Annotated in this window: 24 protein-coding genes and 1 pseudogene; 7 read left to right on the top strand and 18 right to left on the bottom strand. The window is 72.3% G+C overall.

Going from position 1 to position 25,451, the window contains the following annotated elements:
- Nucleotides 1-9 precede the first annotated feature (9 nt).
- From SACE_RS19085 to SACE_RS19105, 5 genes are all read right to left on the bottom strand, one after another.
- Nucleotides 10-750, bottom strand: a complete 741-nt coding sequence (locus SACE_RS19085; protein ID WP_009944809.1) for an SDR family NAD(P)-dependent oxidoreductase — start codon at nt 748-750, stop codon at nt 10-12.
- The gene (locus SACE_RS19090) at nt 747-2,063 is read right to left on the bottom strand and encodes an L-fuconate dehydratase (protein WP_009944808.1); all 1,317 of its coding nucleotides are present in this window, start codon (nt 2,061-2,063) and stop codon (nt 747-749) included. Before SACE_RS19090 ends, SACE_RS19085 begins: the two co-directional genes overlap by 4 nt.
- The gene (locus tag SACE_RS19095; protein WP_009944806.1) at nt 2,063-2,911 is read right to left on the bottom strand and encodes a fumarylacetoacetate hydrolase family protein; all 849 of its coding nucleotides are present in this window, start codon (nt 2,909-2,911) and stop codon (nt 2,063-2,065) included. The genes SACE_RS19090 and SACE_RS19095 overlap by 1 nt, the downstream gene beginning before the upstream one ends.
- Before the next feature lie 51 nt (nt 2,912-2,962).
- Nucleotides 2,963-4,360, bottom strand: a complete 1,398-nt coding sequence (locus SACE_RS19100; protein ID WP_231849695.1) for a sugar porter family MFS transporter — start codon at nt 4,358-4,360, stop codon at nt 2,963-2,965.
- 199 nt (nt 4,361-4,559) lie between these two features.
- Nucleotides 4,560-5,540, bottom strand: coding sequence for a pirin family protein (locus SACE_RS19105; protein ID WP_009944803.1), 981 nt, complete (start codon nt 5,538-5,540; stop codon nt 4,560-4,562).
- A gap of 66 nt (nt 5,541-5,606) precedes the next feature.
- Between SACE_RS19105 and SACE_RS19110 the strand changes: the two genes are divergently transcribed.
- Nucleotides 5,607-5,909, top strand: coding sequence for a GNAT family N-acetyltransferase (locus SACE_RS19110; protein ID WP_009944802.1), 303 nt, complete (start codon nt 5,607-5,609; stop codon nt 5,907-5,909).
- Nucleotides 5,910-5,959: 50 nt separating this feature from the next.
- Here SACE_RS19110 and fahA read toward each other — a convergent pair whose 3' ends face one another.
- The 6 genes from fahA to SACE_RS19135 are packed head-to-tail and all read right to left on the bottom strand — an operon-like array spanning nt 5,960 to nt 12,407.
- A complete protein-coding gene (gene fahA / locus SACE_RS19115) occupies nt 5,960-7,159 on the bottom strand; it encodes a fumarylacetoacetase (protein ID WP_011874194.1) in 1,200 nt (399 codons plus the stop codon).
- Nucleotides 7,156-7,998, bottom strand: coding sequence for a hypothetical protein (locus SACE_RS19120; RefSeq protein ID WP_009944800.1), 843 nt, complete (start codon nt 7,996-7,998; stop codon nt 7,156-7,158). Before SACE_RS19120 ends, fahA begins: the two co-directional genes overlap by 4 nt.
- Nucleotides 7,995-9,194 carry a homogentisate 1,2-dioxygenase gene (locus SACE_RS19125; RefSeq protein ID WP_009944799.1) on the bottom strand — a complete coding sequence of 400 codons (1,200 nt, stop codon included), beginning with the start codon at nt 9,192-9,194 and terminating at the stop codon, nt 7,995-7,997. Before SACE_RS19125 ends, SACE_RS19120 begins: the two co-directional genes overlap by 4 nt.
- A 42-nt stretch (nt 9,195-9,236) precedes the next feature.
- Nucleotides 9,237-10,580, bottom strand: coding sequence for an MFS transporter (locus tag SACE_RS19130; protein ID WP_009944798.1), 1,344 nt, complete (start codon nt 10,578-10,580; stop codon nt 9,237-9,239).
- 34 nt (nt 10,581-10,614) lie between these two features.
- Nucleotides 10,615-10,779, bottom strand: a complete 165-nt coding sequence (locus SACE_RS38355) for a hypothetical protein (RefSeq protein ID WP_009944797.1) — start codon at nt 10,777-10,779, stop codon at nt 10,615-10,617.
- Nucleotides 10,776-12,407 (bottom strand): FAD-dependent oxidoreductase, encoded by a 1,632-nt coding sequence (locus SACE_RS19135; protein ID WP_231849696.1) that lies wholly within the window; start codon nt 12,405-12,407, stop codon nt 10,776-10,778. Before SACE_RS19135 ends, SACE_RS38355 begins: the two co-directional genes overlap by 4 nt.
- Nucleotides 12,408-12,512: 105 nt before the next feature.
- On the opposite strand from SACE_RS19135, the gene SACE_RS19140 reads away from it, so the two are divergent.
- Nucleotides 12,513-13,220 carry an IclR family transcriptional regulator gene (locus tag SACE_RS19140; protein WP_143538166.1) on the top strand — a complete coding sequence of 236 codons (708 nt, stop codon included), beginning with the start codon at nt 12,513-12,515 and terminating at the stop codon, nt 13,218-13,220.
- 110 nt (nt 13,221-13,330) lie between these two features.
- Nucleotides 13,331-13,501: pseudogene (locus SACE_RS39335) on the top strand (cytidine/deoxycytidylate deaminase family protein); the annotation flags it as partial.
- A 159-nt stretch (nt 13,502-13,660) separates the two neighbouring features.
- Here SACE_RS39335 and SACE_RS19150 read toward each other — a convergent pair.
- From SACE_RS19150 to SACE_RS19160, 3 genes are all read right to left on the bottom strand, one after another.
- Nucleotides 13,661-15,301 carry a hypothetical protein gene (locus SACE_RS19150; protein ID WP_011874196.1) on the bottom strand — a complete coding sequence of 547 codons (1,641 nt, stop codon included), beginning with the start codon at nt 15,299-15,301 and terminating at the stop codon, nt 13,661-13,663.
- Nucleotides 15,302-15,513: 212 nt separating this feature from the next.
- Entirely contained in the window at nt 15,514-16,335 is an 822-nt protein-coding gene (locus tag SACE_RS19155) for an SAM-dependent methyltransferase (RefSeq protein WP_009944791.1), read from the bottom strand.
- Nucleotides 16,336-16,405: 70 nt separating this feature from the next.
- Nucleotides 16,406-16,891: an Lrp/AsnC family transcriptional regulator gene (locus SACE_RS19160; protein WP_011874197.1), complete on the bottom strand. Its 486-nt coding sequence runs from the start codon at nt 16,889-16,891 to the stop codon at nt 16,406-16,408.
- Between the two features lie 122 nt (nt 16,892-17,013).
- On the opposite strand from SACE_RS19160, the gene SACE_RS19165 reads away from it, so the two are divergent.
- The 3 genes from SACE_RS19165 to SACE_RS19175 are packed head-to-tail and all read left to right on the top strand — an operon-like array spanning nt 17,014 to nt 20,478.
- Entirely contained in the window at nt 17,014-18,099 is a 1,086-nt protein-coding gene (locus SACE_RS19165; RefSeq protein WP_009944788.1) for a thiamine pyrophosphate-dependent enzyme, read from the top strand.
- Nucleotides 18,096-19,121 carry an alpha-ketoacid dehydrogenase subunit beta gene (locus SACE_RS19170; RefSeq protein WP_009944787.1) on the top strand — a complete coding sequence of 342 codons (1,026 nt, stop codon included), beginning with the start codon at nt 18,096-18,098 and terminating at the stop codon, nt 19,119-19,121. The genes SACE_RS19165 and SACE_RS19170 overlap by 4 nt, the downstream gene beginning before the upstream one ends.
- Nucleotides 19,114-20,478 (top strand): dihydrolipoamide acetyltransferase family protein, encoded by a 1,365-nt coding sequence (locus tag SACE_RS19175; protein ID WP_009944786.1) that lies wholly within the window; start codon nt 19,114-19,116, stop codon nt 20,476-20,478. The genes SACE_RS19170 and SACE_RS19175 overlap by 8 nt, the downstream gene beginning before the upstream one ends.
- A 21-nt stretch (nt 20,479-20,499) precedes the next feature.
- Here the strand turns inward: SACE_RS19175 and SACE_RS19180 are convergent, their stop codons facing one another.
- Together SACE_RS19180 and SACE_RS19185 are read right to left on the bottom strand one after the other, a co-directional pair.
- Entirely contained in the window at nt 20,500-21,393 is an 894-nt protein-coding gene (locus SACE_RS19180) for an MBL fold metallo-hydrolase (RefSeq protein ID WP_009944784.1), read from the bottom strand.
- Between the two features lie 103 nt (nt 21,394-21,496).
- Nucleotides 21,497-22,306: a nucleotidyltransferase domain-containing protein gene (locus tag SACE_RS19185; RefSeq protein ID WP_231849697.1), complete on the bottom strand. Its 810-nt coding sequence runs from the start codon at nt 22,304-22,306 to the stop codon at nt 21,497-21,499.
- A 379-nt stretch (nt 22,307-22,685) separates the two neighbouring features.
- Here SACE_RS19185 and SACE_RS19195 point away from each other — a divergent pair, with 379 nt between their 5' ends.
- The gene (locus SACE_RS19195; protein ID WP_009944779.1) at nt 22,686-23,174 is read left to right on the top strand and encodes an ATP-binding protein; all 489 of its coding nucleotides are present in this window, start codon (nt 22,686-22,688) and stop codon (nt 23,172-23,174) included.
- 75 nt (nt 23,175-23,249) lie between these two features.
- On the opposite strand, the gene SACE_RS19200 is transcribed toward SACE_RS19195, so the two are convergent.
- The gene (locus SACE_RS19200) at nt 23,250-24,788 is read right to left on the bottom strand and encodes a glycerol-3-phosphate dehydrogenase/oxidase (RefSeq protein ID WP_009944778.1); all 1,539 of its coding nucleotides are present in this window, start codon (nt 24,786-24,788) and stop codon (nt 23,250-23,252) included.
- Complete coding sequence (locus SACE_RS19205; protein WP_009944777.1) at nt 24,785-25,411, bottom strand: TetR/AcrR family transcriptional regulator; 627 nt, start codon at nt 25,409-25,411, stop codon at nt 24,785-24,787. Before SACE_RS19205 ends, SACE_RS19200 begins: the two co-directional genes overlap by 4 nt.
- Nucleotides 25,412-25,451: the final 40 nt, after the last annotated feature.

Genomic DNA, 25,451 nt, shown 5'->3' on the forward strand with positions numbered 1-25,451 from the left:
CTCCCGCGCTCACCTGCGGAGCCTGAGTCCGTGCATCCCGCCGTCGACGGCCAGGACGGTGCCCGTGGTGGCCCCGGCCGACGGGCTCGCCAGGAAGGCCACCGCCGCGGCGACCTCCTCCGCCGACACCAGCCTGCCCGTCGGCTGCCTCTTCTCCAATGCCGAGAGCTCCGCCTCCGGGTCGTCGGCCGCGGCGAGCAACCGGCGCACCCACGGGGTGTCGACGGTGCCGGGGTTCACGCAGTTGACCCGGACGCCCTCGCCGACGTGGTCGGCGGCCATCGCCAGCGTCAGCGACTGCACGGCGCCCTTGCTCGCGCTGTAGAGCGCGCGCTGCGGCAGCCCCGCCGTCGCGGCGATGGAGCAGGTGTTGACGATCGCGGCCGCCGGGGAGCGCCGCAGGTGCGGCAGGCAGGCCCGGGTGGCGCGCACCAGTCCGAGGACGTTGACATCGAAGACCCGCTGCCACTCGTCGTAGGAGTTGGTCTCGACGGTGCCCTGCGCCCCGATCCCGGCGTTGTTGACCAGGACGTCGATCCGCCCGAGCTGCCGCGCGGCCGCCGCGACCGCGGCGTTCACCGACTCCTCGTCGGTGACGTCGGCGCGCAGGCCGGTACCGGGAGCCTCCGACGGGTCCAGATCCAGGCACGCCACGGCCGCTCCGCGCTGCGCCAGCGTCCGGGCCACGGCCAGGCCGATGCCCGATCCGCCGCCGGTCACGACCGCGCCGAGTCCCTCGAAGTCCTTCACGCACCGCTCCCGTTCTCACTCGTGGCCCACACGGGTCCGTCCGGGTAGGCGTGGTCGGCCAGCGTCCGCGGCAGCATGGCGGCCCCGAAACCCGGCGCGGTGGGCGCGACGTAGTGGCCGTCGCGGACCACGACCGGGTCGGCGAAGTGCTCGTGGAGGTGGTCGACGTACTCGATCACCCGGTCCTCCTTCGAACCCGACACCGCCACGTAGTCGAACATCGACAGGTGCTGCACCAGCTCGCACAGCCCGACGCCGCCTGCGTGCGGGCACACCGGTACCCCGAACTTGGCCGCCAGCAGCAGGATCGCGACGTTCTCGTTGACCCCGGCCACCCGGGCGGCGTCCAGTTGCAGGTAGGACAGCGACCCGGCCTGCAGCATCTGCTTGAACACCACCCGGTTCTGCACGTGCTCACCGGTGGCGACCCGCACCGGGGCGATCGCCCTCGCGATGGTCGCGTGGCCCAGGACGTCGTCCGGGCTGGTCGGCTCCTCGACCCACCAGGGGTCGAACTCGGCCAGCGCGCGCACCCAGTCGATCGCGGTGCCGACGTCCCAGCGCTGGTTGGCGTCGACGGCGATCCGGACGCCGGGTCCGACGGCCTCGCGGGCGATGCGCAGCCTGCGGATGTCGTCGTCGAGATCGCCGCCCACCTTCAGCTTGATCTGGCCGAAGCCGTCGGCGACCGCCTGCTCGCACAGCCCGCGCAGCTTGTCGTCGTCGTAGCCGAGCCAGCCCGGCGAGGTCGTGTAGGCCGGGTAGCCGGTGGCGCGCAGCTCGGCCTCCCGCCGCGCCCTGCCGGGCTCGGCGCGGCGCAGGATCTCCAGCGCCTCGCCCGGCGTCAGCGCGTCGGTGAGGTAGCGGAAGTCGACGAGCTCGACGATCTGCTCCGGCGTCAGGTCGGCGAGCAGCTTCCACACCGGCTTGCCCTCGCGCTTGGCCCGCAGGTCCCACAGCGCGTTGACCACTGCCGATACCGCCATGTGCATGACGCCCTTCTCGGGGCCGAGCCAGCGCAGCTGGGAGTCGTGCACCATCCGCTTCCACACCCCGCCGAGGTCGGCCAGCGCCTCGTCGAGCGCGAGCCCGACGACGTAGGGCTCCAGCGCGCGGATCGCCGCGGTCTGCACGTCGTTGCCGCGGCCGATGGTGAAGGCGAACCCGTGGCCCTCCAGCCCGGCGTCGGTTCCGATCACCACGTAGGCGGCCGAGTAGTCGGGGTCGGCGTTCATGGCGTCGGAGCCGTCGAGGTCCCGCGAGGTCGGGAAGCGGACGTCGTGAGTCCGCAGGCTCGTGATCTCCGCACCCATCAGGCCTGCCCCACCTTCTGGCGCTGGCTGCCGAGCCCGTCGATCTCCAGCTCCACGACGTCGCCCGCCCGCAGGTAAGGCTTGGGCTCGGGCATCCCCATCGCGACACCGGCCGGGGTGCCGGTGTTGATCACGTCGCCGGGCTCCAGCACCATGAACCCGCTGAGGTAGCGGACGATCTCGGCCACACCGAAGATCATGTTCGCGGTGTCGCCGTCCTGGCGGGTTTCCCCGTTGACCCGCAACCGCAGACCGAGCCGCTGCGGGTCGGCGATCTCGTCGGCTGTGACCAACCAGGGCCCCATGGGGTTGAACGTCTCGCAGGACTTGCCCTTGTCCCACTGGCCGCCGCGTTCGAGCTGGAACTCCCGTTCCGAGACGTCGTTGGAGATCGCGTAGCCCGCCACGCAGGCCATCGCGGCTTCGTCGTCGGCGAGGTAGCGCGCCGTGCGGCCGATCACGACCGCGAGCTCGACCTCCCAGTCGGTCTTCACGCTGCCTCGCGGCACCAGGACCTCGTCGTCGGGCCCGACGATGGTGTTGGGCGCCTTCATGAACAGCACCGGTTCGGCCGGTTCGGGGGCGCCGGTCTCGGCGGCGTGGTCGGAGTAGTTCAGCCCGACGCACACGATCTTGCCCGGCCGCGCCACCGGCGGTCCGACCCTCGTCGAGGGGGCGAGCTCCGGCAGGGTGCCCAGGTCGGTTCCGCGGACCCGCTCGACACCGCCACCGGCCAGGAAGTCGCCGTCGATGTCGCCGGTGACCCCGGACAGGTCCCGGATCCGGCCTTCGGCATCCAGCACGGCCGGCCGCTCGGCTCCGGCGGGCCCCACGCGCAGCAGTCTCACACGACTCTCCAAACATCCATCCCTGTTCCGCCGGGCGTCCGGCGAAAACGATCAACGGGTCGGTGCACCCGGTGCCTCCCGGGTTCGCCAGTGGTCCTCGATCTCCTCCAGCGACCTGCCCCCGGTCTCCGGCACCCGCGTCCGCACGTACCAGGACGCCACCGCCGAGAGCCCGGCGAACACCAGGAACACCCAGGTCCCCACGACCTCCAGCACCGACGGGAACACCAGGGAGGAGGCGGCGTTGAGCAGGTACTGGGTGAAGGTGATGACGCCCATCCCCAGCGCGCGCACGCGCAGCGGCAGCACCTCGGGGCACAGCAGCCAGAACACCGGCCCCAGCCCGATACCGAAGGCGAAGGTGTAGAGGAACACGCACCCGATCGCCAGCCAGGTGTGGTCCGGGAAGAACGCGAGCAGCACCGTCGGCGGCACCTGCGCGGCCAGGCTCGTGGCCAGCAGCGGGACGCGGCCGAGGCGTTCGATCAGCGGCAGCGCGATCGCGGTGGAGACCACCAGCGCGATGCCGACGCCGTAGTTGGCTATCGTGCCCGCAGAGCTGGACCCGCCGGTGACGTCGGCGAAGATGATCGGCGCGTAGTAGACCACCGAGTTGATCCCGGTGAAGACCTGGAAGAACGTCAGCACCAGCGTCAGCGCTATCGCCGGCCGGTAGGCCCCGAACAGCTCGGCGAACCCCGCAGTCTGCTGCCGGAGGCTGCGCTCGATCTCGTCGGCCTCCCGCTCGGCCTGGCGCCGACCGGGCCGGACCCGTTCCAACACCCGGACCGCTTCGTCGCGCCTGCCCCGGGCCAGCAGCCAGCGCGGGCTCGCAGGCGAAATGACCATCCCGGCCAGGAAGACCAGAGCGGGCACCGTGCCCAGGCCCAGGATCCACTGCCACAGCCCGCTGCCGGCGAACACCGACCCGATGACGTAGGCCAGCAGGATGCCGATGTTGACGGCGAGCTGGTAGGTACCGGTCAGCAGGCCGCGGATCCGCTTCGGCGCCAGCTCGCTGAGGTAGATCAGGCCGAACTGGTTGGCGATGCCGCACGCCAGCCCGAGCACGAACCGGAACACCATCAGCACGGCGGCGCTCGGCGCGAGCGCGCACCCGACCGAGCCGAGCACGAACGACGCCCCGCACACGATCAGCAGGTGGCGCCGGTCGAAGCGCCGCGCCGCGATGGTCGCGCCGACGATCGCGGGCAGCGCGCCGAACAGCAGCATGCTGGTGACCAGACCCTGCCCGCCCGCGCCGAGCCCGAAGTCCTCGCTGATCAGCGGCAGCGCGCCCGACATCGACCCGACGTCGTAGCCGTAGAGGATGCCCGACATACCCCCGAGCACCGCCACGACGTAGACGAAGGCGGGTAGCCGCTCCCCGGTCGGCTCGGCGCCGGGACCGTCCACGCGGCTCCGTCCGGCGGCTCGGACATCGGACACGGGAGTCTCCTCACGGCAGCCGGACGGACCTGCGCGCGCACGGCCGAGAGAGGTCCGGCGGAGCGGCCGCGAGGGCGGCCCCTGTGCCGTGCGTCACCGGGCACCGAGGCTATACATCCGATGTTTCGCCGCGCAAGACCCAAGCGTGCTCGAACCGGCTGACGTGAGTCGCAGAAGATTGACGGATAGATAGGATCTTTCAGCGACGGCGGCCGCGTGGACGCAGGGCGACGTTGGGCAGCGCCGGGGCGGCCAGCGGCGGCCCGTCGTACCCGAGCACCGCTCCGAAGCGGCTCCCCGGATCGGCCGCTTCGCGCGCCGCCTCCCAGTCCAGCCGCGCCCGCGCGATCTCGTCGTGGTCGCGGCCGACGAAGTTCCACCACATCACGATCTGCTCCTCGAACGGCGTCCCGCCGAGCAGCAGCGCGGTGGACGGTCCGCCGAAGGAGATGTCCCGTCGTCCCCGGCCGAGGTAGAGCATGGTGCCGGTGGCCACCGGACGTCCGTCGACGGTGAGCCCGTCGCGCAGCGCGAGGACCGCGTGCTCGAAGTTCGGTTCCAGCGGCAGCAAGAAGTCGGCCCCGCCGACGGCCACCTCGGCGCCGAGCAGCGGGGTGTAGGTCTTCGCAGGCGAGACCGCGCCGTCCAACCGTCCCATGAGGACGGTGGCCGCACCGCCCGCGGCGCTCAGCACGGGCAGGTCCACGTGCTGCTCGAAGTGCGCGCCGACCGCGCGCTGGTCTCCGGACAGGGCGACCCAGAGCTGCACGCCGTGCAGCACCGGCGAGTGCTCGGCGGGCGACTCCTCCGAGTGCGAGATGCCGCTGCCCGCCGTCATCAGGTTCAGCTCGCCGGGCCGCACCAGCGCACGGCTGCCGAGGCTGTCGCGGTGCAGGACCTCACCGTCCAGCAGCCAGCTCACCGTCTGCAGGCCGATGTGCGGGTGCGGCGGCACCTGCATGCCCGCCTGGCCCGCGATGCCGACGGGGCCGTAGAAGTCGGCGAAGCACCAGGCGCCCACCATGCGCCGGTTCCGGTTGGGCAACGTGCGGCCCACGGTCATCGCGCGGGGTCCGCCGAGCGGGACCTCGCGCGGTTCGAGGAGTTCGACTTCCGGTTCGGCCGCGGTGGCGACCCCGCCGCACACGGTTTCGGCGGGATCCCGCTCCACGTTGCTCACCGCACCAACGCTACTCGGGCACCGGTGCGAGGCATACTGCGCGAGGCGACGACGTTGGAGGGACACGTGGCAGAAACCGTCGACAACCCCGGCGACGCCCGGTTCGAGATCCGCGGCGACGGCGAGACGGCCGGTTTCGTCGACTACCGGCTGCGGGGCAGCACGATCTCGTTGCTGCACACCGAGGTCGGGGACCGCTTCGAAGGCCAGGGGCTGGGCAGCCGGCTCGTCCGGGCGGTGCTGGACAGCGCACGCGAACGCGGGCTCGAGGTGCTCCCCCACTGCCCGTTCGTGCGTTCCTGGATCGCCCGCCACCCGGAGTACCTGGAGCTGGTTCCGGAGGACCGGCGAGCGGAGTTCGACCTGTGATGCCGCCTCGCGGTCTGCCGGGCGGGCCCGGCAGACCGCGAGGCCGGATGTCAGCCCGGCAGGATGCGGCCGACGACCTCGCCGAAACCGATCGTGGTGCCCTCCGCGCCCGGCGCGGTGGCGCTGATGCTGATCTCGTCACCGTCCTCCAGGAACGACCGGGTGCCGCCGCCGGGCAGCTCGATCGGCTCCCGCCCGCCCCAGCTCAGCTCGATCAGCGAACCGCGCTGCTCGGGTTCGGGGCCGCTGACGGTGCCCGAGGCGTAGAAGTCGCCGGTGCGCAGCGACGCGCCGTTGACCGTCATGTGCGCGAGCTGCTGCGCCGGGGTCCAGTACATGGAGGCGAACGGCGGCCGGGAGACGAGGTGGCCGTTGAGCCGGACCTCCATCGCCAGGTCCAGCCCCCAGTCCTGCTCGCCGTCGCGCAGGTAGGGCAGCGGCTCCGGTGCGCGTTCCGGCGGCGCCACCCTCGCGTCCTCCAGCGCCTCCAGCGGCACGACCCACGGCGAGACCGACGTCGCGAACGACTTGCCCAGGAACGGCCCGAGCGGCACGTACTCCCACGCCTGGATGTCGCGGGCCGACCAGTCGTTGACCAGGCACACCCCGAACACGTGCTCGGCGAAGTCGGCCACGCCGACCGACGTGCCCAGCTCCGAGCCGGTGCCGACGACGAAGCCCACCTCGGCCTCGATGTCCAGCCGCTGCGACGGACCGAAGCTCGGCGCGTCGGCCTGCGGGGGCTTGCGCTGACCGCTGGGCCGCACGACCGGGGTGCCCGACACCACCACGGTGCCCGCCCGGCCGTGGTAGCCGATCGGCAGGTGCTTCCAGTTCGGGGTCAGCGGTTCGGAGTCCGGGCGGAACATCCGGCCGATGTTGGCTGCGTGGTGTTCCGAGGAGTAGAAGTCGACGTAGTCGGCGACCTCGAACGGCAGCAGCAGCCGCACGTCCGCGGCGCGGTGCAGCGCGGGCTCGACCTCGGGCCGGTTCGCCTCGACGGTGAGCAGTTCGACGACCCGGGCCCGCACCTCGTGCCAGCGCTCGCGCCCCTGTGCCATGAAGGCGTTGAGGCTCGGCCGCGCGAACACCTCGTCGCCGAGCGCGGCCGCCAGGTCGAGGACGTGCTCGCCGATGGCGACGCCGACCCGCGCGGCGCCGCCGCCGGACGGCTCGAACACCCCGTACGGCAGGTTCTGCACCGGGAAGTGCGAGCCTGCCGGCACCGGAACCCAACTCTGCAACGTCACTGTCGGTCCTTTCCTGTCGTCGGAACCAGTTCGCCCGCCTCCCGGACCGGTGTGCTGGTGCTGCACGAGCCGTAGCTGAGCATCGCGCGCCGCGTCCGGTGCGCGGTCTGCTCGTCGAGCGCGGCGATCCGCCCGGCGAGCTCGGCGGGATCGTCGATCTCCAGCGCCGCCAGCACGTCCTGCCCGGCGCCACCGGCCGCGGCCACCGCGCTCGCCAGCAGCAGGTTGAGGTAGCCGTGGTGGGTGAAGCCGGTGGTCGCGTCGCGGTGGCGCACGGCGTGGTGCAGTCCGGCCGTGGCCTTGAACGGCACACCCGCCGCGACGCACGCCACGATGAAGCTCGCGACCTCGTGCGGCGTGGGGAAGAGCTCCGCGCGCACACCACCGCAACGCAGCTTCGCGCCGAGCACCCGCTCGCCGCCCGCCGCGTGCACCGCGTCGAGCGCCTGGCCGACGTCGGCGGCCGAGGGCGGTTCCAGGAACACCGGTACGCCGTCGGGCACCACGGCGAGCAGGTCGCCGACGGAGGCGACCTTGGCCATCGGCACCTCGACCAGCGCCAGCGACGTCCGCGGATCCCCGCCGAGCTCGGCGCACGTCTCGGCCAGTCCCGACACGCCCCGGTCGGCGATCAGCCCCACCTCGACGTGGTCGGCGCCGGTCAGGTGCTCCCGCAGCTCGCCGATCCGGCTCGCGGGGCACAGGAAGCGGTGGGTGAGCATCGGTTCCGCCGACGCCAGGTCCGCGCGGTGGCGGGCCACCGCCGCATCCATCTCCAGCGCCGTCGGAGGGAACAGCCCCGCGTCGTCGACCAGACCTCTCAGCAGCGGTGGGGTCACGCCGGCCCCCTCCCCGACCAGGTCCAGGCGTAGCGCTGGTCGTCGGCGGCCAGCCCGCCCTCGCCCAGCTCCAGCGGCCGGAACGTGTCGACCATGACCGCCAGCTCGTCGAAGAACTCGACGCCGATGCTGCGTTCGTAGGCACCGGGCTGCGGACCGTGCGAGTGGCCGCCGGGGTGCACCGACACCGAGCCCTGGCCGATGCCGGAGCCCTTGCGCGCCTCGTAGTCGCCACCGCAGTAGAACATGATCTCGTCGCTGTCCACGTTGGAGTGGTAGTACGGGACCGGGATCGACAGCGGGTGGTAGTCCACCTTGCGGGGCACGAAGTTGCACACCACGAAGTTGTTGCCCTCGAAGACCTGGTGCACCGGCGGCGGCTGGTGCACGCGGCCGGTGATGGGCTCGAAGTCGGAGATGTTGAAGGTGTAGGGGTACAAGCAGCCGTCCCAGCCGACGACGTCGAACGGGTGCTCCGGGTAGACGTAGCGGGTGCCGACGACGGAACCGCCGCCGCCCCGGTGCTTGACCAGGACCTCGACGTCGGTCCCTTCGGCCAGCAGCGGCTCGGCAGGCCCGTGCAGGTCCCGTTCGCAGTACGGCGCGTGCTCCAGAAGCTGGCCGAACTTCGACAGGTAGCGCCGGGCCGGGGTGATGTGGCTGTTGGCCTCGATGCAGTAGGTGCGCAGCGGTTCCCCGCCCTGCGGGACCCACCGGTGCGTCGTCGCGCGCGGCAGCAGCACGTAGTCGCCCTGCTTCGCCGTCAGCGCCCCGAAAACGGTCTCCACGACCGCCTCACCCGACTCGACGTAGACGCACTCGTCGCCGACCGCGTTGCGGTACAGCGGCGAGGCCTCCCCCGCGGCGGCGTAGGAGATGCGGACGTCGGCGTTGCCCAGGACCAGCCGCCTGCCGGTCACCACGTCGGCGGCCTTCCACGACTCGCCCGGGAACAGCTCGTGCAGCTTCAGGTGCCGCGGCTTGAGCGGGTGGTTGGGCCGGGTCGACAGGTCCGGCAGCTCCCACTCGGTGGCGTCGGCGATCGCCGACGGGATCGCCCGGTGGTACAGCAGCGACGAGTCCGCCGAGAAACCCTCCTCGCCCATCAGCTCCTCGAAGTAGAGGCCACCGTCGGGAGTGCGGTGCTGGGTGTGCCGCTTCGGCGGCACATCGCCCACACAGCGGTAGTAAGCCATCTCGCGTTCCTTCCTCGGTTGCGGAGTTCCACCAGGGGCAGATCAGGTGCGCTGCCCGGACGTCTCGACCGGCGCGCCGATGTCGCTCAGCCGCCGGTGCCCGGTCTCGCCCGCCCGCAGGAAGGCGATCACGGTGCACAGCTCGGCCACCGCGAGGAACACGCCGACGGGCAGCGTCGAACCGAAGCGCTTCATCAGGCCCACCCCGATGATGGGCGCGAGCGACCCGCCGAGCACGGTGGCGAGCTGGTAGCCCAGCGAGGCGCCGGTGTAGCGCACCGCGCTGGGGAACAGCTCGGTGAAGAACGCGACCTGCGCGCCCGTCATCAGCCCGTGCAGGGTCAGCCCCACGACGACGACCAGCGTGATGGTCGCCGGGCTGCCGCCGTCGACCATGGGCAGCCCTACGAAGCCCCAGACCGCGATGAGCACCGCGAGCGCGATGTTGAGCCCCCGGCGGCCGAAGCGGTCGGAAAGCGCGCCACCGGCGAGCATCGCGGCGACCTGGAACACCGAGCCGACGGCGACCGCGGTGAGGCCCACGCCCTTGGGCAGGTGCAGCTGCTCGGCGAGGTAGGAGAGCAGGAAGATGCTGAAGACGTAGTAGGTCGTCTTCTCCCCGACGTTGGCCATGGTCGCGAGCACGACCTCGCGCCGGTGTTGGCGCAGCACGACGCCGATCGGGGCCTTGCCGTGCTCGGCGGCACCGGACGCGCGCAGCTCGGCGAACAGCGGCGACTCCTGCACCGCGCGCCGCAGCCACAGCCCCGCCAGGACCAGCACGGCCGAGACCACGAACGGCAGCCGCCAGCCCCACTCGACGAACGCCTGGTCGGTGACGGCCAGTCCCAGCAGCGCCAGCACACCCGTGGCCAGCAGGTTGCCCAGCGGACCGCCGGTCTGCGGCCAGCTCGCCCAGAACCCGCGGCGGCGGGCGTCGGCGTGCTCGGTCACCAGCAGGATCGCCCCGCCCCACTCGCCGCCCAGCGCCACGCCCTGCACCAGCCGCAGGACCGTGAGCAGGACCGGTGCGGCCACGCCGATCGTCTCGTAGGAGGGCACGAGGCCGATGGCCACCGTCGCCCCGCCCATCAGCGTCAGGCTCAGCGCCAGCGTCCTGCGCCGCCCCAGCCGGTCGCCGAGGTGTCCGAAGAGGACCCCGCCGACCGGGCGCGCCAGGAAGCCGACGGCGTAGGTGACCAGTGCCAGCAGCACCCCGGTGACCGGGTCCCCGGCCGGGAAGAAGACCTTGTTGAACACCAGCGCGGCGGCCGAGCCGTAGAGGAAGAAGTCGTAGAACTCGATCGTCGTGCCCGCCAGGCCGGCGGCCACGATCTTGCCGAACTCCCGGCGGGGTGCCCGAGCGGGCTCGGTCGGTGCGGTCACGTGGCGGCTCCTGGCATCGTCGTGGTCCGGCGGGTCAGCACGCGTCGCGCGCTTCGGCGATGAGACCGGTGAGCTGGTCGGCGTCGAGGTGGTCGAGCGCGGTCAGCAGCACCAGGCGCACGAGGAACGCCTCGCGGTCCTCGACGGCGTCGAGCGCCTCGCTGACCGACCGCCAGACGAACTCGGCGTGCCCGTTCATCGGTGACCTCCCGTGACGATGAGATCGGCGACGTCCGCAGCCCCGCTGAAGTCCGGGAGCCTGCCGAACAGGAGGCCGTCCGGGCGAATCGCGAAGACCTCGCCGGGTCCGGCTCCGAACTCCGCCGCCAGCGCGCCGCCGACGTCGTCGAACGCGCTGACCGCCGGATGGTCCCCTCCTGCTCCGGTGGTCAGCCCTCGCACGCCGACGCCCGTCCGGGCGGCCAGCGCGGACACCGCTTCGCCCAGCTCCGCGGTGGCGACGCCGAAGCCGAGCAACGCGAAATCCCGTCCCCGCAACGAGTTCAGGCTCGACGTGCCCGCGGACGTGCGCACGACGCGGTCGGGGACCGGGTCGCCCGGTCGCAGACCCGGCGCGTCGCAAGGCAGCGTCAGCGGGGACGTCCGGCTGTGCGTCGCGCTCGACTGGCGCGGGTTGACCAACTCGCGCAACGCGGGACGGCGGCCCGCCAGCGCCAGCACGGCGTCGCGGGTCAGCTCGTAGCCCCGGGTGCCCGGGGTCATGAACAACGTGCTCTTCTCCGCCTCGGCCACGTTCTGGCACCACGCGTCGCGCCGCTCGGTCGCGTAGACGTCCAGCAGCGCGGGTCCCGCCTCACCGTCGACCACCGCGGCGAGCATCCAGGCCAGGACGTCGGCGTCCTCCAGCCCGGAGTTCAGGCCGCGGACCCCGAAGATCGGGACCAAGCGCGCGGCGTCGCCGGCGAACAGCACCCGGCCGTGCCGGTAGGAGTCCAGCGACAACGCGTGCGCGCGGTAGAGGCTGGTCCACTCCAGCGTCCAGGGCCGGTCGTCGCCCAGCCAGTCCAGGTGGCGTGCGATCCGTTCGCGGACGCGCTGCTCATCGGTTTCCACCTCGGGGTCGGCGCCGGGCTGCAGCTGGTAGTCGACCCGCCAGATGTCGTCGGGCTGGCGGTGCAGGACGATCGTCGAGCCCGGGTTGCTCGGCGGGTCGAACCAGACCCGGCGCTCGGTGGGCAGCGCGGCGGGCCAGTGGATGTCGGCGATGACGTAGCGGCCCTCGTAACTGGTGCCGTCGAGCCGCAGACCCAGCGCCTCTCGCACGGTGCTGCGGGCGCCGTCGGCGGCCACCACCCAGTCGCCGCGCACCCGCACCGGCCCCTCGGGCGTCTCCACCTCGAGGACCGCGTGGTCGTCGTGGCGCGTGCAGTCGACGACGCGGCACCTCCAGCGCACCTCGCAACCGTCGGTCGCCTCGATCGCATCGACCAGCACCTGCTCGGCGACCGACTGCGAGATGTTGACCATCGGCGGGTGCGCGTCGCCGGCCCCGCTCGGCATGTCGAAGGACAGGACCTCGGTGTCGCGGTAGTAGCTGCGACCCGAGGTCCACGGCAGGGACAGCTCGGCGAACCGCTCCCCCACGCCGAGCCTCTCCAGGACCTCCAGCGAATGGCGGGACAGGCAGATCGCCCTGCTTCCGGCGCATACCGAGTCCCCGGCCTCCAGCACGGTCACCCGGACGCCTCGGCGGGCCAGGCCGAGGGCGAGGGCTAGCCCGACCGGGCCGGCGCCGACGACCACGACCGAGTCGGCCTCCGGGGGCGGGGTGAACGCGTAGCGGCGCGGGGTGAAGTACACAACCACCTCAAGGTTGTTGCAACTATCGAGCACTGCTGTTACAAAGATTGCATCAACTATCTTTCCGGGGTTTCGGGCGTGTCAAGACCTCGGAGCCGAACCGGAGTGCACGTGTCTGCTGAGCGGAAACCGGACGGGTCGCAAACCCTCGAACGCGGACTGCGGGTCCTGCGGATGCTGGCCGAGTCGCCGGAGGGCCTCGGCGCCAGCGAGGTGGCGACCCGCCTCGACGTGCACCGCTCGGTCGCCTACCGGCTGCTGATGGCGCTGACCAGGCAGAACTTCGTCTCCAGGGACGAGCAGGGGCGGTACCGGGTCGGCCTGGACTTCTTCACCCTCGCCGAGCGGGTGCGGCCGCGGCTGCTGGACGTCGCGACGCCGGTGCTGCGGGAGCTGACCGCCGAGCTGGACGCCACCACGTGCCTGGTGGTGCCGGAGAACGGGTCGGCGGTGGCCGTCGCGGTCATCGAGCCGCCGGGCCCTGGACCGCGCTTCTCCTACGGCATCGGCAACCGGGATCCGCTGGAGCGGGGCGCGGCGGGCATCGCCCTGCTCGCGGCGGGCAGCCCCCGCGAGGGCGAGCAGGAGCGGGTCGCGACGACGCGGCGCGACGGGCACGTCGTCACGCACGAGGAGGTCGTGCCGGGGTCCACGGGCATCGCCGCGCCGATCCACCCCGCGCCGGGCGAGAGCCCCGCGGCCATCAACGTCATCACGCACCGCCGTGACGTCGCGGAGCGGGCGATCCCGATCGTCGTGTCAGCGGCCCGGCGCATCAGCGAGGCGCTCGGCGGGTCGCCCACCACCGCGGCGGGCTGAAGGCCGCAGGGCACACGTGCGACGGGTCAGCACGGAAAACGACTGGACCGAGCACGCATACTGCGCCTGTGGAACTCGACCAACATCTTGTCGACGCGGCGATCGAGCAGATGCGCCACCGGTGGCCGGACTCCGAGCACGCCGTGGCCGCAGCGGTCTACCTCGACGACGGCCGGATCCTGACCAGCGTCGGCCTCGACAATCTCAACGCGTCCGCCACGCTGTGCGCGGAGACCGGAGCGATCTGCCAGGCCTACACGCTCGGCAGCCGGGTGACGGCCTCGGTATGCGTTGCCGGAAACCCCGTGGGCGACGGCATCGCCGTCCTCGCACCGTGCGGGATCTCCAGGAACGGCTCGCCCTGTGGGGCCCCGACGTCCAGGTCGCCGTCGCCGATCCGGGAAGCTCCCACGGGTGGGCCGCGCGGAAGCTGGTCGAGCTCAACCCGTTCTACTGGGGTGAGACCTACGCCGACGGTAGCGGGTGGCCGTCCACGGCCGTTCACGCCACGTGACGTCCCACCGGGCTCGGGGGCAACCGAGGGAGTCGAACCCTGCGCGGCTTGTGAAGGCGGCGCCCATGACCGGCCCATACCCTTCGGCGGGCGGCGGTTGCCCTTGACTGCAACGCCGCACGCGGGGTGAACATTCCCCGCACACCGCCGCGCGCTCAGCCCACCGACCAGAACACCGCCCGCCCGACCTGCGCGTACAGGCCCTTGGGGTGGCCCCGGAACAGCGGTTCGGTTCCGAAGAGCACGGATCGCGCGCCGCGCTCGGACACTCCCGAGACCACCGAGGCCGCACCCGCCGCCTGCGTCGGCCCGTTCCCGTCCGCCGCGGGCAGCCAGTGGCCCGCCACCAGCGGATCGCGCGGCGCGTAGCGCTGCTCGGCCGCCACGCCGGGCCCCAGCTCGGTGAACCACAGCGGCGAGTAGACGAAGGAGGCTCCGGCGCGCCGGAGCCGATCGCGGTCGCGGCGTTCGTCACCGCCACCACCCCGTTCGCGTCGTCGCGTCCGGCAATGGCCCGTGCCGGCAGCAGACCGGTCTCGGCGTTGAAGCGCGCGCCGCCCGCTCCGCGGGTCACCACGCCTCCGCGCGCCAGGAAGGCATCGACCGGCGCCCGCGCCTGCGCGGACAGCTCCGAGTAGACCAGCCCGGCGGACACGAACAGGCCGTCGACCCGCGTGAGGTCGAAGCCCGCGTTGAGCACGTCGGTGGAAACCGGCCGCACCTCGAAGCCCATCTCGCGCAGCGTCGCGAGTTCGTCGGGCGAGACGGCGGCGGCGATCACCGGTTTGCGCATCACCGGCCCGCGTTGCCCACCGGGAGCGGCGGTGAACCGCACCCCGAGCCGCTCGGCCGCCGCCTGCCGCGCGGCAGCGGGCACGACGACCGTGCCGTCCTCCCGGCGGTGCAGCGCGAACCCTTCGCCGAGCAGGTCGTTGACCGCCCGGACGTCCTTGCCGTCCAGCAGCCGGATCAGCAGGTCCTGCCCCGGCGCGGCGTCGACCCCGCCGGTCGGTGCCGCGACCGCGACCGGCGTCGTGGGCACCCGGGGTGCGTCGGTGCGCGAGACGTCGACCGAGGCTCCCCACAGCAGCCGGTGGCTCCAACCCGAGATGTCGTACAGCCGCGGCACGTCGGCGGAGATGTCCGCGCCGTCGGCCAGGATCACGTTGGCCAGCCCGCGCTTGGGCTGGTGCATGTCGACCACGTACGAACCCGCCGGGTAGTGGCGGCCGGCGAGCCGGAAGCCGGTCCTGGCCCGCCCGACGCGGACGTCGTTGGCGACGCGGTGGTCCACCAGCCGCGCCGCCGACGCGTCGGACCGCTGTCCCCCGCCCACCGGGATCACGTAGGCGCGGGGGAACTCCACGCGGTAGCGGTCCTCGGGACCGAACCCGGGAACGAAACCGTCGGGGATCTCCGGCTGCGGGTCACCTGCCCAGCCCCGCCGGAACCGCGCGATCTGGTCGGAGACCAGCTCGCGCCGGTTCGCCTCGGCATACTGCACCCCGGCCCGGATCGTCGCTTCGGCGACGTACAGGTCGCGGCCGAGCGTCGACTGGCCGACCACCTCGGTCGCTGCGCCGTTGCAGGGCGTTGAGCCTCGGCGCGAGGTCGTGGTACGGCACGAGCCCCAGCTTGATGGCCTTGTCCGAGGGATCCGGCGGGAACACGCGCAGTTCGGTGCGCCGCGGATAGCCCTCGTGGTCACCTATCGGGCGGTTCTGCCCCGTGGCCGATAGCACCGCGGGGGGCGGATCGCCGTCCACAAGGGACCAGGTCTCAGGGCTTGCGGGCGACGCCTCCGTACATGGCGATGTCGGCTTCCACCACCTCGGTACCGGGCCGCCAGCGGTTGATGAGCTGCACTCCGGGTTCGACCAGCTCCATCCCCTGGAAGAACTCCTCGACCTTCTCCTTGCTGCGCAGTTGGAGGTCGATGCCCTCCTCCCGCGACAACCGCGCCACCTCGTGCATCTCGGGAGCGGTGTCGGCGGTCGAGGTCGACAGCGCCAGGTAGCTGCCGGACGGCAGTGCCTGTACCAGCCGGTCGACCAGCGGGAACGCGTCCTCGTCGGCGATCAGGTGCACCATCGCGATCACCGTCAGCGCGATCGGTTCGGACAGGTCCAGGGTGTCGGTGAACGCCGGCGCGGTCAGGATCGTCTCGGGCCTGCGCATGTCGGCCTCGACGTAGGCGGTGCGCCCCTGCGGGGCGCCGGTCAGCAGCGCCCGCGCGTGGGTCAGCACGATCGGGTCGTTGTCGACGTAGACGATCCGCGCGTCCGGCGCGGTCCGCTGCACCACCTCGTGCAGGTTCGGCGAGATGGGGATGCCGGTGCCGATGTCGAGGAACTGGCGGATCCCGGCCTCCTGGGCCAGGAAAGTCGCGACGCGGTGCATGAACGCCCGGTTGGCCAGCATCGAGTCCTTCACCCCCGGCCAGGCCCGGAGCAGCTTGTGCGCGGCGACCCGGTCGGCGGTGTAGTTGTCCTTGCCGCCCAGTATGTAGTCGTAGAGCCGCGCCGAGTGCGCCTGCTCGGTGTGCAGGATGGCGATCGGCAAGAAGTCGTCGCTGCTCGGCCGCCCCGCTGCGTGGGCCACGCTGCCTCCCCAGTATTCCTGTTCCGCGCCCCCCGGCACCGATGCCAGGGCAAATCGCGACTCAGCGTGATCATGCCGGGTGCGACGGTAGTTCGTCCAGGATCAGCACCGTGTGGGAGGAAACCACGTCGGGGATGGTCTGCAGGCGGTTGAGCACCAGCTCCCGCAGGCACTGAGCGTCACGCGTTCGGACCAGCAGCACCAGGTCGTTCTCGCCGGAGACCAGCGCGCCGTGGGCCACCTCGGGGATCTCCAGCACGCGGCGGCGCACCGACTTCCAGGAGTGCTGGCTGACCTTGAGGTAGACGTAGGCCGAGACCCCGTAGCCGTAGCGCTCCGGGTTGATCACGGCGCTGTAGCCGGTGATCACGCCGTCGCGGTGCAGCCGCTCCACGCGCGTGTAGACGTTGGCGCGGGAGATGTGCAGGCGCTCGGCCAGGGCGCGCATGGACACCCGGCCGTCGCGGCGCAGCTCCTCGACGATGCGCCGGTCCAGGTCGTCCAGCTCTGCGGAACGTCCAGCCCGGACGCCCCGATCGGCCTGCTCTGAAGACATCTGGCACACCATAGCCGCACCTGCCTGCCATGTGTCCAGGAAAACGGCGCTCATCTGGAAGAACGGCGCGACCAGTTGAACAATCCCTCTCACATCCGGCGGTTCGCGCAATGGAGGACCCCATGACCACCGCTAGGCAACGGAGCCTGCTGCCCTCGGACACCCCGCTCACCCTGCTGGGCACCGACGGCGAACCGACCACCGCCGAGGAGCTGCCCGCCGGCGAGGTGCTGCTCGAACTGCACCGGAGGATGGTCGTGGGCAGGCGCTTCGACACCCAGGCGACCGCGCTGACCAAGCAGGGCAGGCTCGCGGTGTACCCGTCCTCGCGCGGCCAGGAGGCGTGCCAGGTCGGCGCGGTGCTGGCGTTGGAGGAGCGGGACTGGCTGTTCCCCACCTACCGCGACTCGGTCGCGCTGGTGTCCCGGGGCGTCGACCCGGTGCAGACCCTCACGCTGCTGCAGGGCAGCTGGCACCTGGGCTACGACCCCTACGAGCACCGGGTCGGGCCGCAGTGCACGCCGCTCGCGACCAACACCCTGCACGCCGTGGGCATGGCCCACGCCGCCCGGCTCAAGGGCGAGGACTCGGTCTCGCTGGTGCTGCTCGGCGACGGCGCGACCAGCGAGGGCGACACCCACGAGGCGCTGAACTTCGCGGGCGTGTGGCAGGCGCCGGTGGTGTTCCTGGTGCAGAACAACGGTTATGCGATCAGCGTGCCGATGAGCAAGCAGAACGCGGCGCCGTCGCTGGCGCACAAGGGCATCGGCTACGGGGTCGCCTCCGAGCTGATCGACGGCAACGACCCGGCCGCGGTCTACACGACCGTGCGGGAGGCCGTCGCCGCCGCCAGGGCCGGCGCGGGACCGGCCCTGATCGAGGCGCTGACCTACCGGGTCGAGGCGCACACCAACGCCGACGACGCCAACCGCTACCGCGACGCCGGCGAGGTCGCCGCCTGGCTGGGCAAGGACCCGGTCGACCGGCTGGAGCGCCACCTCACCTCCCGCGGACTGCTCGACGAGGCACGGCGAGCCGCCGTCGCCGAGGAGGCCGAGGCGTTCGCCGCCTCGGTGCGCAACCGGATGAACGTCGACGTCGAACCGGACCCCGCCGAGTTGTTCACCCACGTCTACGCCGAGCCGACGGCCGCCCTGCGCGAGCAGGCCGGGCTGCTCGCCGAGGAGATCGCCGGAGCGAAGTCATGACCACCGACGAACGGATGTCCATGGCCGCGGCGCTCAACCGCGCGCTGGCCGACGCGCTGGAGGCCGACGACCGGGTCCTGGTCTTCGGCGAGGACGTCGGCCCGCTGGGCGGCGTCTTCCGCGTCACCGACGGGCTGGCGGCTCGGTTCGGCGAGCGGCGGGTGTTCGACACCCCGCTGGCCGAGTCCGGGATCGTCGGCACCGCGATCGGGATGGCGATGAACGGGCTGCGCCCGGTGGTGGAGATGCAGTTCGACGCGTTCGCCTACCCGGCGTTCGAGCAGATCACCAGCCACCTCGCCAAGCTGCGCAACCGGACCCGCGGGCGCGTCGAGCTGCCCGTGGTCATCCGCATCCCCTACGGCGGCGGCATCGGGGGCGTGGAGCACCACTGCGACTCGTCGGAGGTCTACTACACCCACACCCCGGGGCTGCGCGTCGTGTCGCCCGGCACGCCGGAGGACGCCTACGGCCTGCTGCGCGCGGCGATCGACTCGCCGGACCCCGTGGTGTTCCTGGAGCCCAAGCACCGGTACTGGGCGAAGGACGCGGTGTCGCTCGACCCCGCCGGCTCGCTCGACCGCGCGGTCATCCGCCGTCCGGGCCGGGACGTCACGCTCATCGCCTACGGCCCGATGGTGGCCACGGCGCTGGAGACCGCCGAGGCGGCCACCGACGAGGGCTGGGACGTCGAGGTCGTGGACCTGCGCAGTCTCGCGCCGTTCGACGACGCCACCGTGGCCGGGTCGGTGCGGCGCACCGGCCGCGCCGTCGTGGTGCACGAGGCGGCCGGGTTCTGCGGGTACGGCGCCGAGGTCGCCGCGCGCATCACCGAGCGCTGCTTCCACCACCTGCACGCGCCGGTCCTGCGGGTCACCGGCTTCGACATCCCCTACCCGCCACCCAAGCTCGAGGAGTACCACCTGCCCGGCGTCGACCGGATCCTCGACGCCATCGCGCGGTTGCAGTGGGACGACGAGGTCGTGCCCGCCCGCCCGGCCGGGGAGGTCCAGCATGCCTGAGTTCGCGCTGCCGGACCTCGGCGAGGGCCTGACCGAGGCCGAGATCGTGAACTGGCTGGTCGCCGAGGGCGACCAGGTCCGGGTGGACCAGCCCGTGGTGGAGGTCGAGACCGCCAAAGCCGTCGTGGAGGTGCCGTGCCCGTACGCGGGCGTGGTGGGCAGGCTCCACGGTTCGGCGGGCGAGACCCTGACCGTCGGATCACCGCTGCTCACCGTCGAGGAACCGGGTGCCGGCTTCACCGAGCCCGGTGTGGTCGTGCCGGACCCCGCCCCGGCGGAGGAGGACAGCGGCAACGTCCTCATCGGGTACGGGACCTCCGCCGCACCGGCGCGGCGCAACCGGCGCCGGCGGCGGACCGCGTCCGGTGCTCCCGTGGCCGCGCCCGTTCCGGCACCGGCCGAGCCGGCGCGCGGTGCCCGGTCGATCGCGGTCATCTCGCCCCTGGTCCGCCAGCTCGCGAGGGAGAACGGCATCGACCTGACGCGGATCAGCGGCAGCGGCCCGCAGGGCGTGATCCGCCGCTGCGACGTGGACGAGGCGATCGCCGCCCAGCGGGCGCAGGCGCAAACCCCCACCACGACGTGGGAAACGCGCGCTGTGCACCAGGACCAGCCCGCCGCGGAGAGGGAAACCCATGCCGCGCCGGCTGGAACTCCTGTCGCGCCGGAGGATTCCACCCGGATCCCGCTGCGCGGGCTGCGCCGGGCGGTGGCCGACAAGCTCACGCGGTCCCGCCGCGAGATCCCCGAGGCGACGGTCTGGGTCGATGTCGACGCCACCGGGCTGCTGGAGGCCCGTGCCGCGCTCAACGCCCGCAGTCCCGAACAACCGGTCAGCGTGCTCGCGCTGGTCTCCCGCTTCGCCGTGCTCGGTCTGCGGAGGTTCCCCGAGCTGAACTCCAGGGTCGAGCAGGACGAAATCGTGCTGCTGGACCGGATCCACCTCGGTTTCGCCGCGCAGACCGACCGCGGCCTGGTGGTGCCGGTGGTCCGCGACGCGCAGTCGATGAGCACCCGCGAGCTCTCCGACGCGATGCGCACGCACACCATCGCCGGCCGCGAGGGCTCGCTGGCTCCGTCCGACCTCACCGGCGGCACGTTCACGGTCAACAACTACGGCGTGTTCGGTGTGGACGGCTCGGCGGCGATCATCAACCAGCCGGAGGCGGCGATCCTGGGAGTCGGCCGCATCATCGACCGCCCGTGGGCGGTGGACGGCCGGCTCGCCGTGCGCAAGGTGTGCGAGCTGACTCTGGCGTTCGACCACCGCGTCTGCGACGGCGGCACCGCAGGCGGGTTCCTGCGGTTCGTGGCCGACTGCGTGGAGTCCCCGATCACCGCGCTCGGCGAGTTGTAGGGCCTGCTCGACGCGGGCGGGTCAGATGTCGAGTGCGATCGGCCCGCCCGCGGACTCGATCATCGCCGCCATCACGGGCCCGATCTCGACAGGCCGGCCGTGGACCTCGGCGTGCGCGACGCGCAGGTTGGCCGCGTGGCGTTCCTGGTCGTGCCAGTCCGGCCAGCGCAGGCGGCCTTCCCGCTCCAGGACGGCGAAGTCGGGCTGCGCGACAGCGGTCACGGAGTCGAGCAGCCAGCGCAGGTACTCCGACACGGCGCCGATCGCCTCCGCGGGGGCGGTGATCGGACCGTGGCCGGGCACGAGGTGCCGGGCCTCGAACTCCTCCAGCGCGCGCAGCGCATCCAGCCACCCGGAAATCCGCCCGTGGACGGCCAGCGGCGTGACACCGGAGAAGACCAGGTCTCCGGAGAACAGCACGCCGTCGCCGGGCACCCAGACGACGAGGTCGCCTCCGGTGTGCGCGGTGGTGGCCAACGGGATGACCTCCGCGGTGCGCCCGCCTGCGTCGAAAGTGGTGCGCTGGCTGACGATCTCGACGTCCCGCGGCGGCTGGATGTCACCCCAGCCGGAGTAGACGAACGCGGACGGGAACGTGTGCGGCCCCGAGGAGACCATGCGGTCCGTCTCGGGGGAAACCATGACCGCGCCGCCGGACTCGGCGACCAGCCGCGCGCCGTTGGCGTGGTCTCCGTGCCCGTGGGTCAGCACGACCGACACGGGCTTGCCCGGCGCGGACCGCTCGACCGCGTCCAGGAGCCACCTGCTGCGCCGCTCCGTGGCACACGTGTCGACCAGCAGCACGCGGTCCTCGCCGGTGAACCACCCGGCGTTGTTGCGGAACCACCCGCCCGGTGGTTGCAGGTACGCGGTGGTGTGCGCGCTCAGCGGTGTCACGACGGTTTCCGCCGACATGTGCCGATCCTCCAGTCCGCCGACGACGGGCCAATCGTAGCGAGACCGGCTTCGCAACCGGCGAACCCTCCACCTGGCTGCGACCGGTGGAGCGGTTCGCCGGTCAGGCACGCCAGGTTCGCGCATAGCCTTCGCGGACCGGGCCGCCGACGAGTTCGAGGACCTCGCCGGCCGCAACCGCCAGGGCGCCGGGCTCGGCGGTCTCGCACAACCGCAGGTGCCCGTCGAGCAGTGCGGCACCGCGCCGGGCGTCGGCCGCGAGCAGCCGACGCGGCAACCACTTCCCGCCACCGATCCAGGCCCGGTGGTGGTCGCAGAGCAGATCCGCGGCCGTGTTGAGGACGTATCCGCCCACCGCCAGCCGCTCGTAGCGGTCTTCGGTGTCCACGAGGTCGTCGAGCGCGTCGGTCAGGCCGTACCTCTTCGTCTCGACGGCCTCCTCCCCCAGCGGCGCCGGCCCCGAGCGCAGTTGTTCCGAGGCATCCTCGCGGATGCGGTCGGCCTGCCCCGATTCGTCGAGGACCACGATCCCGGTGGCGTAGATGGTCTGCATCGTCGCCCGGCGGGTGGCGGCATCGGCCGAGAACAGCGCGTTCAGCCCGTCGCGGGTGTGGACGAACAGCTCCACCGGACGTCCGTCCGACCGGATCGTCTCCCGCCGCGTGGCCGTCCCGCCGGGGACGAGCACCGCGATGTCGAGATCGCTCGTGGCGGTGAGCCTTCCCTCGGCGGCGGAACCGCCGAGGACGGCGACCAGAGCGTCCGGGAAGCGCTGTCGCACCACCGCTCGCGCGTGTTCGACCGCGTCCGGTGCGGTCATGGTCTCACCGCCGCCGGAGCCCTGCACGCGCTCAGCAGCCGGCTCCGCCGCCACCGTCGCCGCCCCCGACTCCACCTCCGGTGTCGCAGCCACCGCCCCAGCTCGAGTTGGAGCCGCCGCTGGTCTCGGCGCCGTAGAACCCACCGGCTGCGTTACCGCCGCGCCGGCGCGGCGTTCCGCTTTGTCCGTTCTGGTGCCTCGTAACCGCGAACGTCACCGCACCGACGATTGTCCCGCCGACCACGAGCAGTGCGAGCATTCCAACGACTGTCACGACACCAGGCATAATGTGCCCCCGGTTCCTCCGCTCGACCCGGCGGCTCGCGCCGCCATGGCTGTGTATGAGGATGCGCACAACGAAAGAACGATCTTGATATCGACCCTTTCGGAGGCGACACTCACCCCGATTGGCAAGATAGTGCTTTCGGGTGACGCTTGGGGGCCACTTGGAAGGAACGAAGGAAGGACTCCGGTGAACGCGCAAACCGCACAGGTCGACGACCTTCGACTCCTGGCCGTGCCCAGCGCGGTGAACTGCACGGATCTGTTCGTGCGCTTCGCCCTCACCGAGTGGTCGCTGCGGCCGCTGGTGTCGGAGGCGGTGGAAGTGGCGAACCAGATCGTGACCGCCGCCGTGGACGTGGCCGACCCGGACAGTCCCGGTTTCATCACGATCCGGTTGCGACTCACCGGCGAATGCCTGGTGATCGAGGTCGAGGACGACCCGCGTGGCGAGGCACCGAAGCTGGCCTACCAGCGCAGCGGCGTCGAGTACCTGCCCGGTGGCCGCCGCATGGTGTGGTGCCAGTTGGGGCTGCCCACGGGTGTGAAGGCCGACGAGGTGCCGTTGCCGCGCCGTGAGAAGAAGCGCTCGTACGTCAGCGAGGACGAGACCGCCGAGGTCGACCCCGAGGTCATCTCGCGGCTGCTGACCGGTCTCAACAGGTCCACCGAGCACTGATGCCGGTCGCTGCCGGCGGTGGCACACCCGGCAGCGACCGGTTGGGAACCGGCGGGCGATCAGCGCCCGGCACCCTCAGCGGTCGAGGAGTTCGCGCACCACCGGCAGGGCGCGCTGCCGGTCCGCGCCGACCAGGCCGATGCGGGTCCGCCTGTCCAGCACGTCGGACTCGTCGAGCGCGCCTTCGTGGCGCAGCGCGAACCGCAGCTCGGCCCGCGTGTGCGCGATGCCGTCACCGACGGGTTCCAGCATCGAGGGATCGCCGCCCGCTTCGGCGAGCACCGCCGCCGCCTCGGTCCCGTAGCGCCGCACCAGGCGCCGCGGAGCACGCACCGCCCCGAGTTCGGCCGCGCTGCCCGCGCCGGCCAGCGGTAGCCGCCGGGTGCGGCAGGGAGCCGCCGTACGGCCGCTGCGTTCGAGCGCGGCGTCGAGTGCGTCCTGCGCCATCCGCCGGTAGGTCGTGAGCTTGCCTCCGACGATCGTGACCAGACCGTCACCCGCGATGACCACCGCGTGCTTGCGGGAGATGTCGGCGGTCCGGCCGGTGCCCGCGTCCAGCAGGGGACGCAGGCCCGAATAGGTGCCGAGAACGTCCTTGCGGGACAACGGTTCGCGCAACGCGGTGCCGACCGTGTCCAGCAGGAAGTCGACCTCGGCCTCCGATGCTTGCGGCACGTCCGGGATGTCGCCGCCGGTGTCCTCGTCGGTCAGTCCGATGTAGACCTTTCCTTCCGGGGACGGCAGGACGAGCACGAAGCGGTTGTGCTCACCGGGCACCGGGACCGTGAGGCCGGCGTTGAGCCCGCCGAGAACCTCCCGCGACACCACCAGGTGCGTTCCCCGGCTGGGCCGCAGCGTGATGTCCGGAGCGATCGAACCGGCCCACACCCCCGCGGCGTTGATGACGATGCGGGCCTCGACCTGGTGCGTGCCGCCGGTGAGCGTGTCGCGCAGCACCGCTCCCCCGCCGGTCACCTCCTCGGCGGCGCAGCGGGTGAGGATCCGCGCACCGTGCGCGGCAGCCGTGCGCGCGAGGCCGACGACGAGCCGGGCGTCGTCCTGGAGCCGGCCGTCCCAGGACAGCAGTCCGCCGCGCAGTCCCTCGGTGCGCACGGCCGGCGCGTAGCGCTGGACCTCGGCGCGGGCGATGCGCCGGGAGGCGGGCAACGCGTGCCGGGAGGTTCCGGCCGCGGCCCTCAGCAGGTCACCGGCGGCCAGCCCGGCGCGCACCACCGCGGCATCGCCCCTGCTCACCCCGGGCAGCAACGGCACGATCTGCGGCATCGGCCGGACCAGGTGCGGTGCCGTGCTGCCCAGCAGGATGCCGCGCTCCACCGCGCTCTCGTGCGCGATCGCGACGTTTCCGGAGGCCAGGTAGCGCAGTCCGCCGTGGACGAGCTTGGAGCTCCACCGGCTGGTGCCGAAGGCCAGGTCGTGCTTCTCGGCCAGCACCACCGAAAGTCCGCGCGACGCCGCGTCCAGTGCCACCCCTGCGCCGGTCACCCCGCCGCCGATGACCAGCACGTCGACCGGTGTGCGGCGGTCCAGCTCGTCGAGCTCCCGGGCCCTGCGTTCGGCGTTGAGCGACGCGCCGGCCCCGTTCGTCCCGCTCACGGCCGCAGGTACCGGTCGAGCATCTCGCGCAGCTGCTCGTCGAGCGCCGGCAGCTCGTGCTCGCCGGCCACCACCGGGCCGGTCAGCACGAACGACCACGCGGTGAGCAGCAGCGCCCTGGCCTGCATGGTGACGTCGCCGGCGCGGACCGAGCCGTCCTGCTGCCCTTCCCGCAACGCCAGCTCCATCATGGCCAGCTGCTGGTCCGTGCTGGCCCCTCGCCGTTGCAGCAGGTACGGCAGCAGGAAGTCGGGGTCCAGCTCGATGATCCTGCGCAGCATGGGATTCGTCCGGATCGTGCCCGCGATGTGCACGATGCCGTCGACGAGCCCCTGCCTGGCCGACGTGCGCGGCGCCTCGAACGCCGCGGTGCCCAGCGCGCCCCATTCGCGGGTCATCAGCGTGCCGACGACCGAGCGGACGTTCGGCCAGCGCCGGTAGAGCGTCGCCCGGGACACCTCGGCGCGGCGGGCGATGTCGGCCATCGTCATCCGCCGCAACCCGATGGCCAGCAGCAACTCGTAGGCGGCGTCGAGGATGCGGTGTTCGGGAATCGCGTTGGCCGACCGGAGCTCGCCGCCGGCGGCGAGATCGGATCGGGCGTTGCGATGCTGCGACATCATGTGTAAATGTGTATCACGTTTTCGCCCGGCACCGACATCG

The organism is Saccharopolyspora erythraea NRRL 2338 (assembly GCF_000062885.1).
Taxonomy (GTDB): Bacteria; Actinomycetota; Actinomycetes; order Mycobacteriales; family Pseudonocardiaceae; genus Saccharopolyspora_D; species Saccharopolyspora_D erythraea.

Excerpts from the sequence above, each read along its gene's own strand:
- SACE_RS19090 (WP_009944808.1), bottom strand. The coding sequence starts at position 2,063 with ATGGGTGCGGAGATCACGAGCCTGCGGACTCACGACGTCCGCTTCCCG.
- SACE_RS19125 (WP_009944799.1), bottom strand. The coding sequence starts at position 9,194 with ATGGCTTACTACCGCTGTGTGGGCGATGTGCCGCCGAAGCGGCACACC.
- SACE_RS38355 (WP_009944797.1), bottom strand. The coding sequence starts at position 10,779 with ATGAACGGGCACGCCGAGTTCGTCTGGCGGTCGGTCAGCGAGGCGCTC.
- SACE_RS19160 (WP_011874197.1), bottom strand. The coding sequence starts at position 16,891 with ATGTCTTCAGAGCAGGCCGATCGGGGCGTCCGGGCTGGACGTTCCGCA.
- SACE_RS19165 (WP_009944788.1), top strand. The coding sequence starts at position 17,014 with ATGACCACCGCTAGGCAACGGAGCCTGCTGCCCTCGGACACCCCGCTC.
- SACE_RS19170 (WP_009944787.1), top strand. The coding sequence starts at position 18,096 with ATGACCACCGACGAACGGATGTCCATGGCCGCGGCGCTCAACCGCGCG.
- SACE_RS19175 (WP_009944786.1), top strand. The coding sequence starts at position 19,114 with ATGCCTGAGTTCGCGCTGCCGGACCTCGGCGAGGGCCTGACCGAGGCC.
- SACE_RS19180 (WP_009944784.1), bottom strand. The coding sequence starts at position 21,393 with ATGTCGGCGGAAACCGTCGTGACACCGCTGAGCGCGCACACCACCGCG.
- SACE_RS19205 (WP_009944777.1), bottom strand. The coding sequence starts at position 25,411 with ATGATGTCGCAGCATCGCAACGCCCGATCCGATCTCGCCGCCGGCGGC.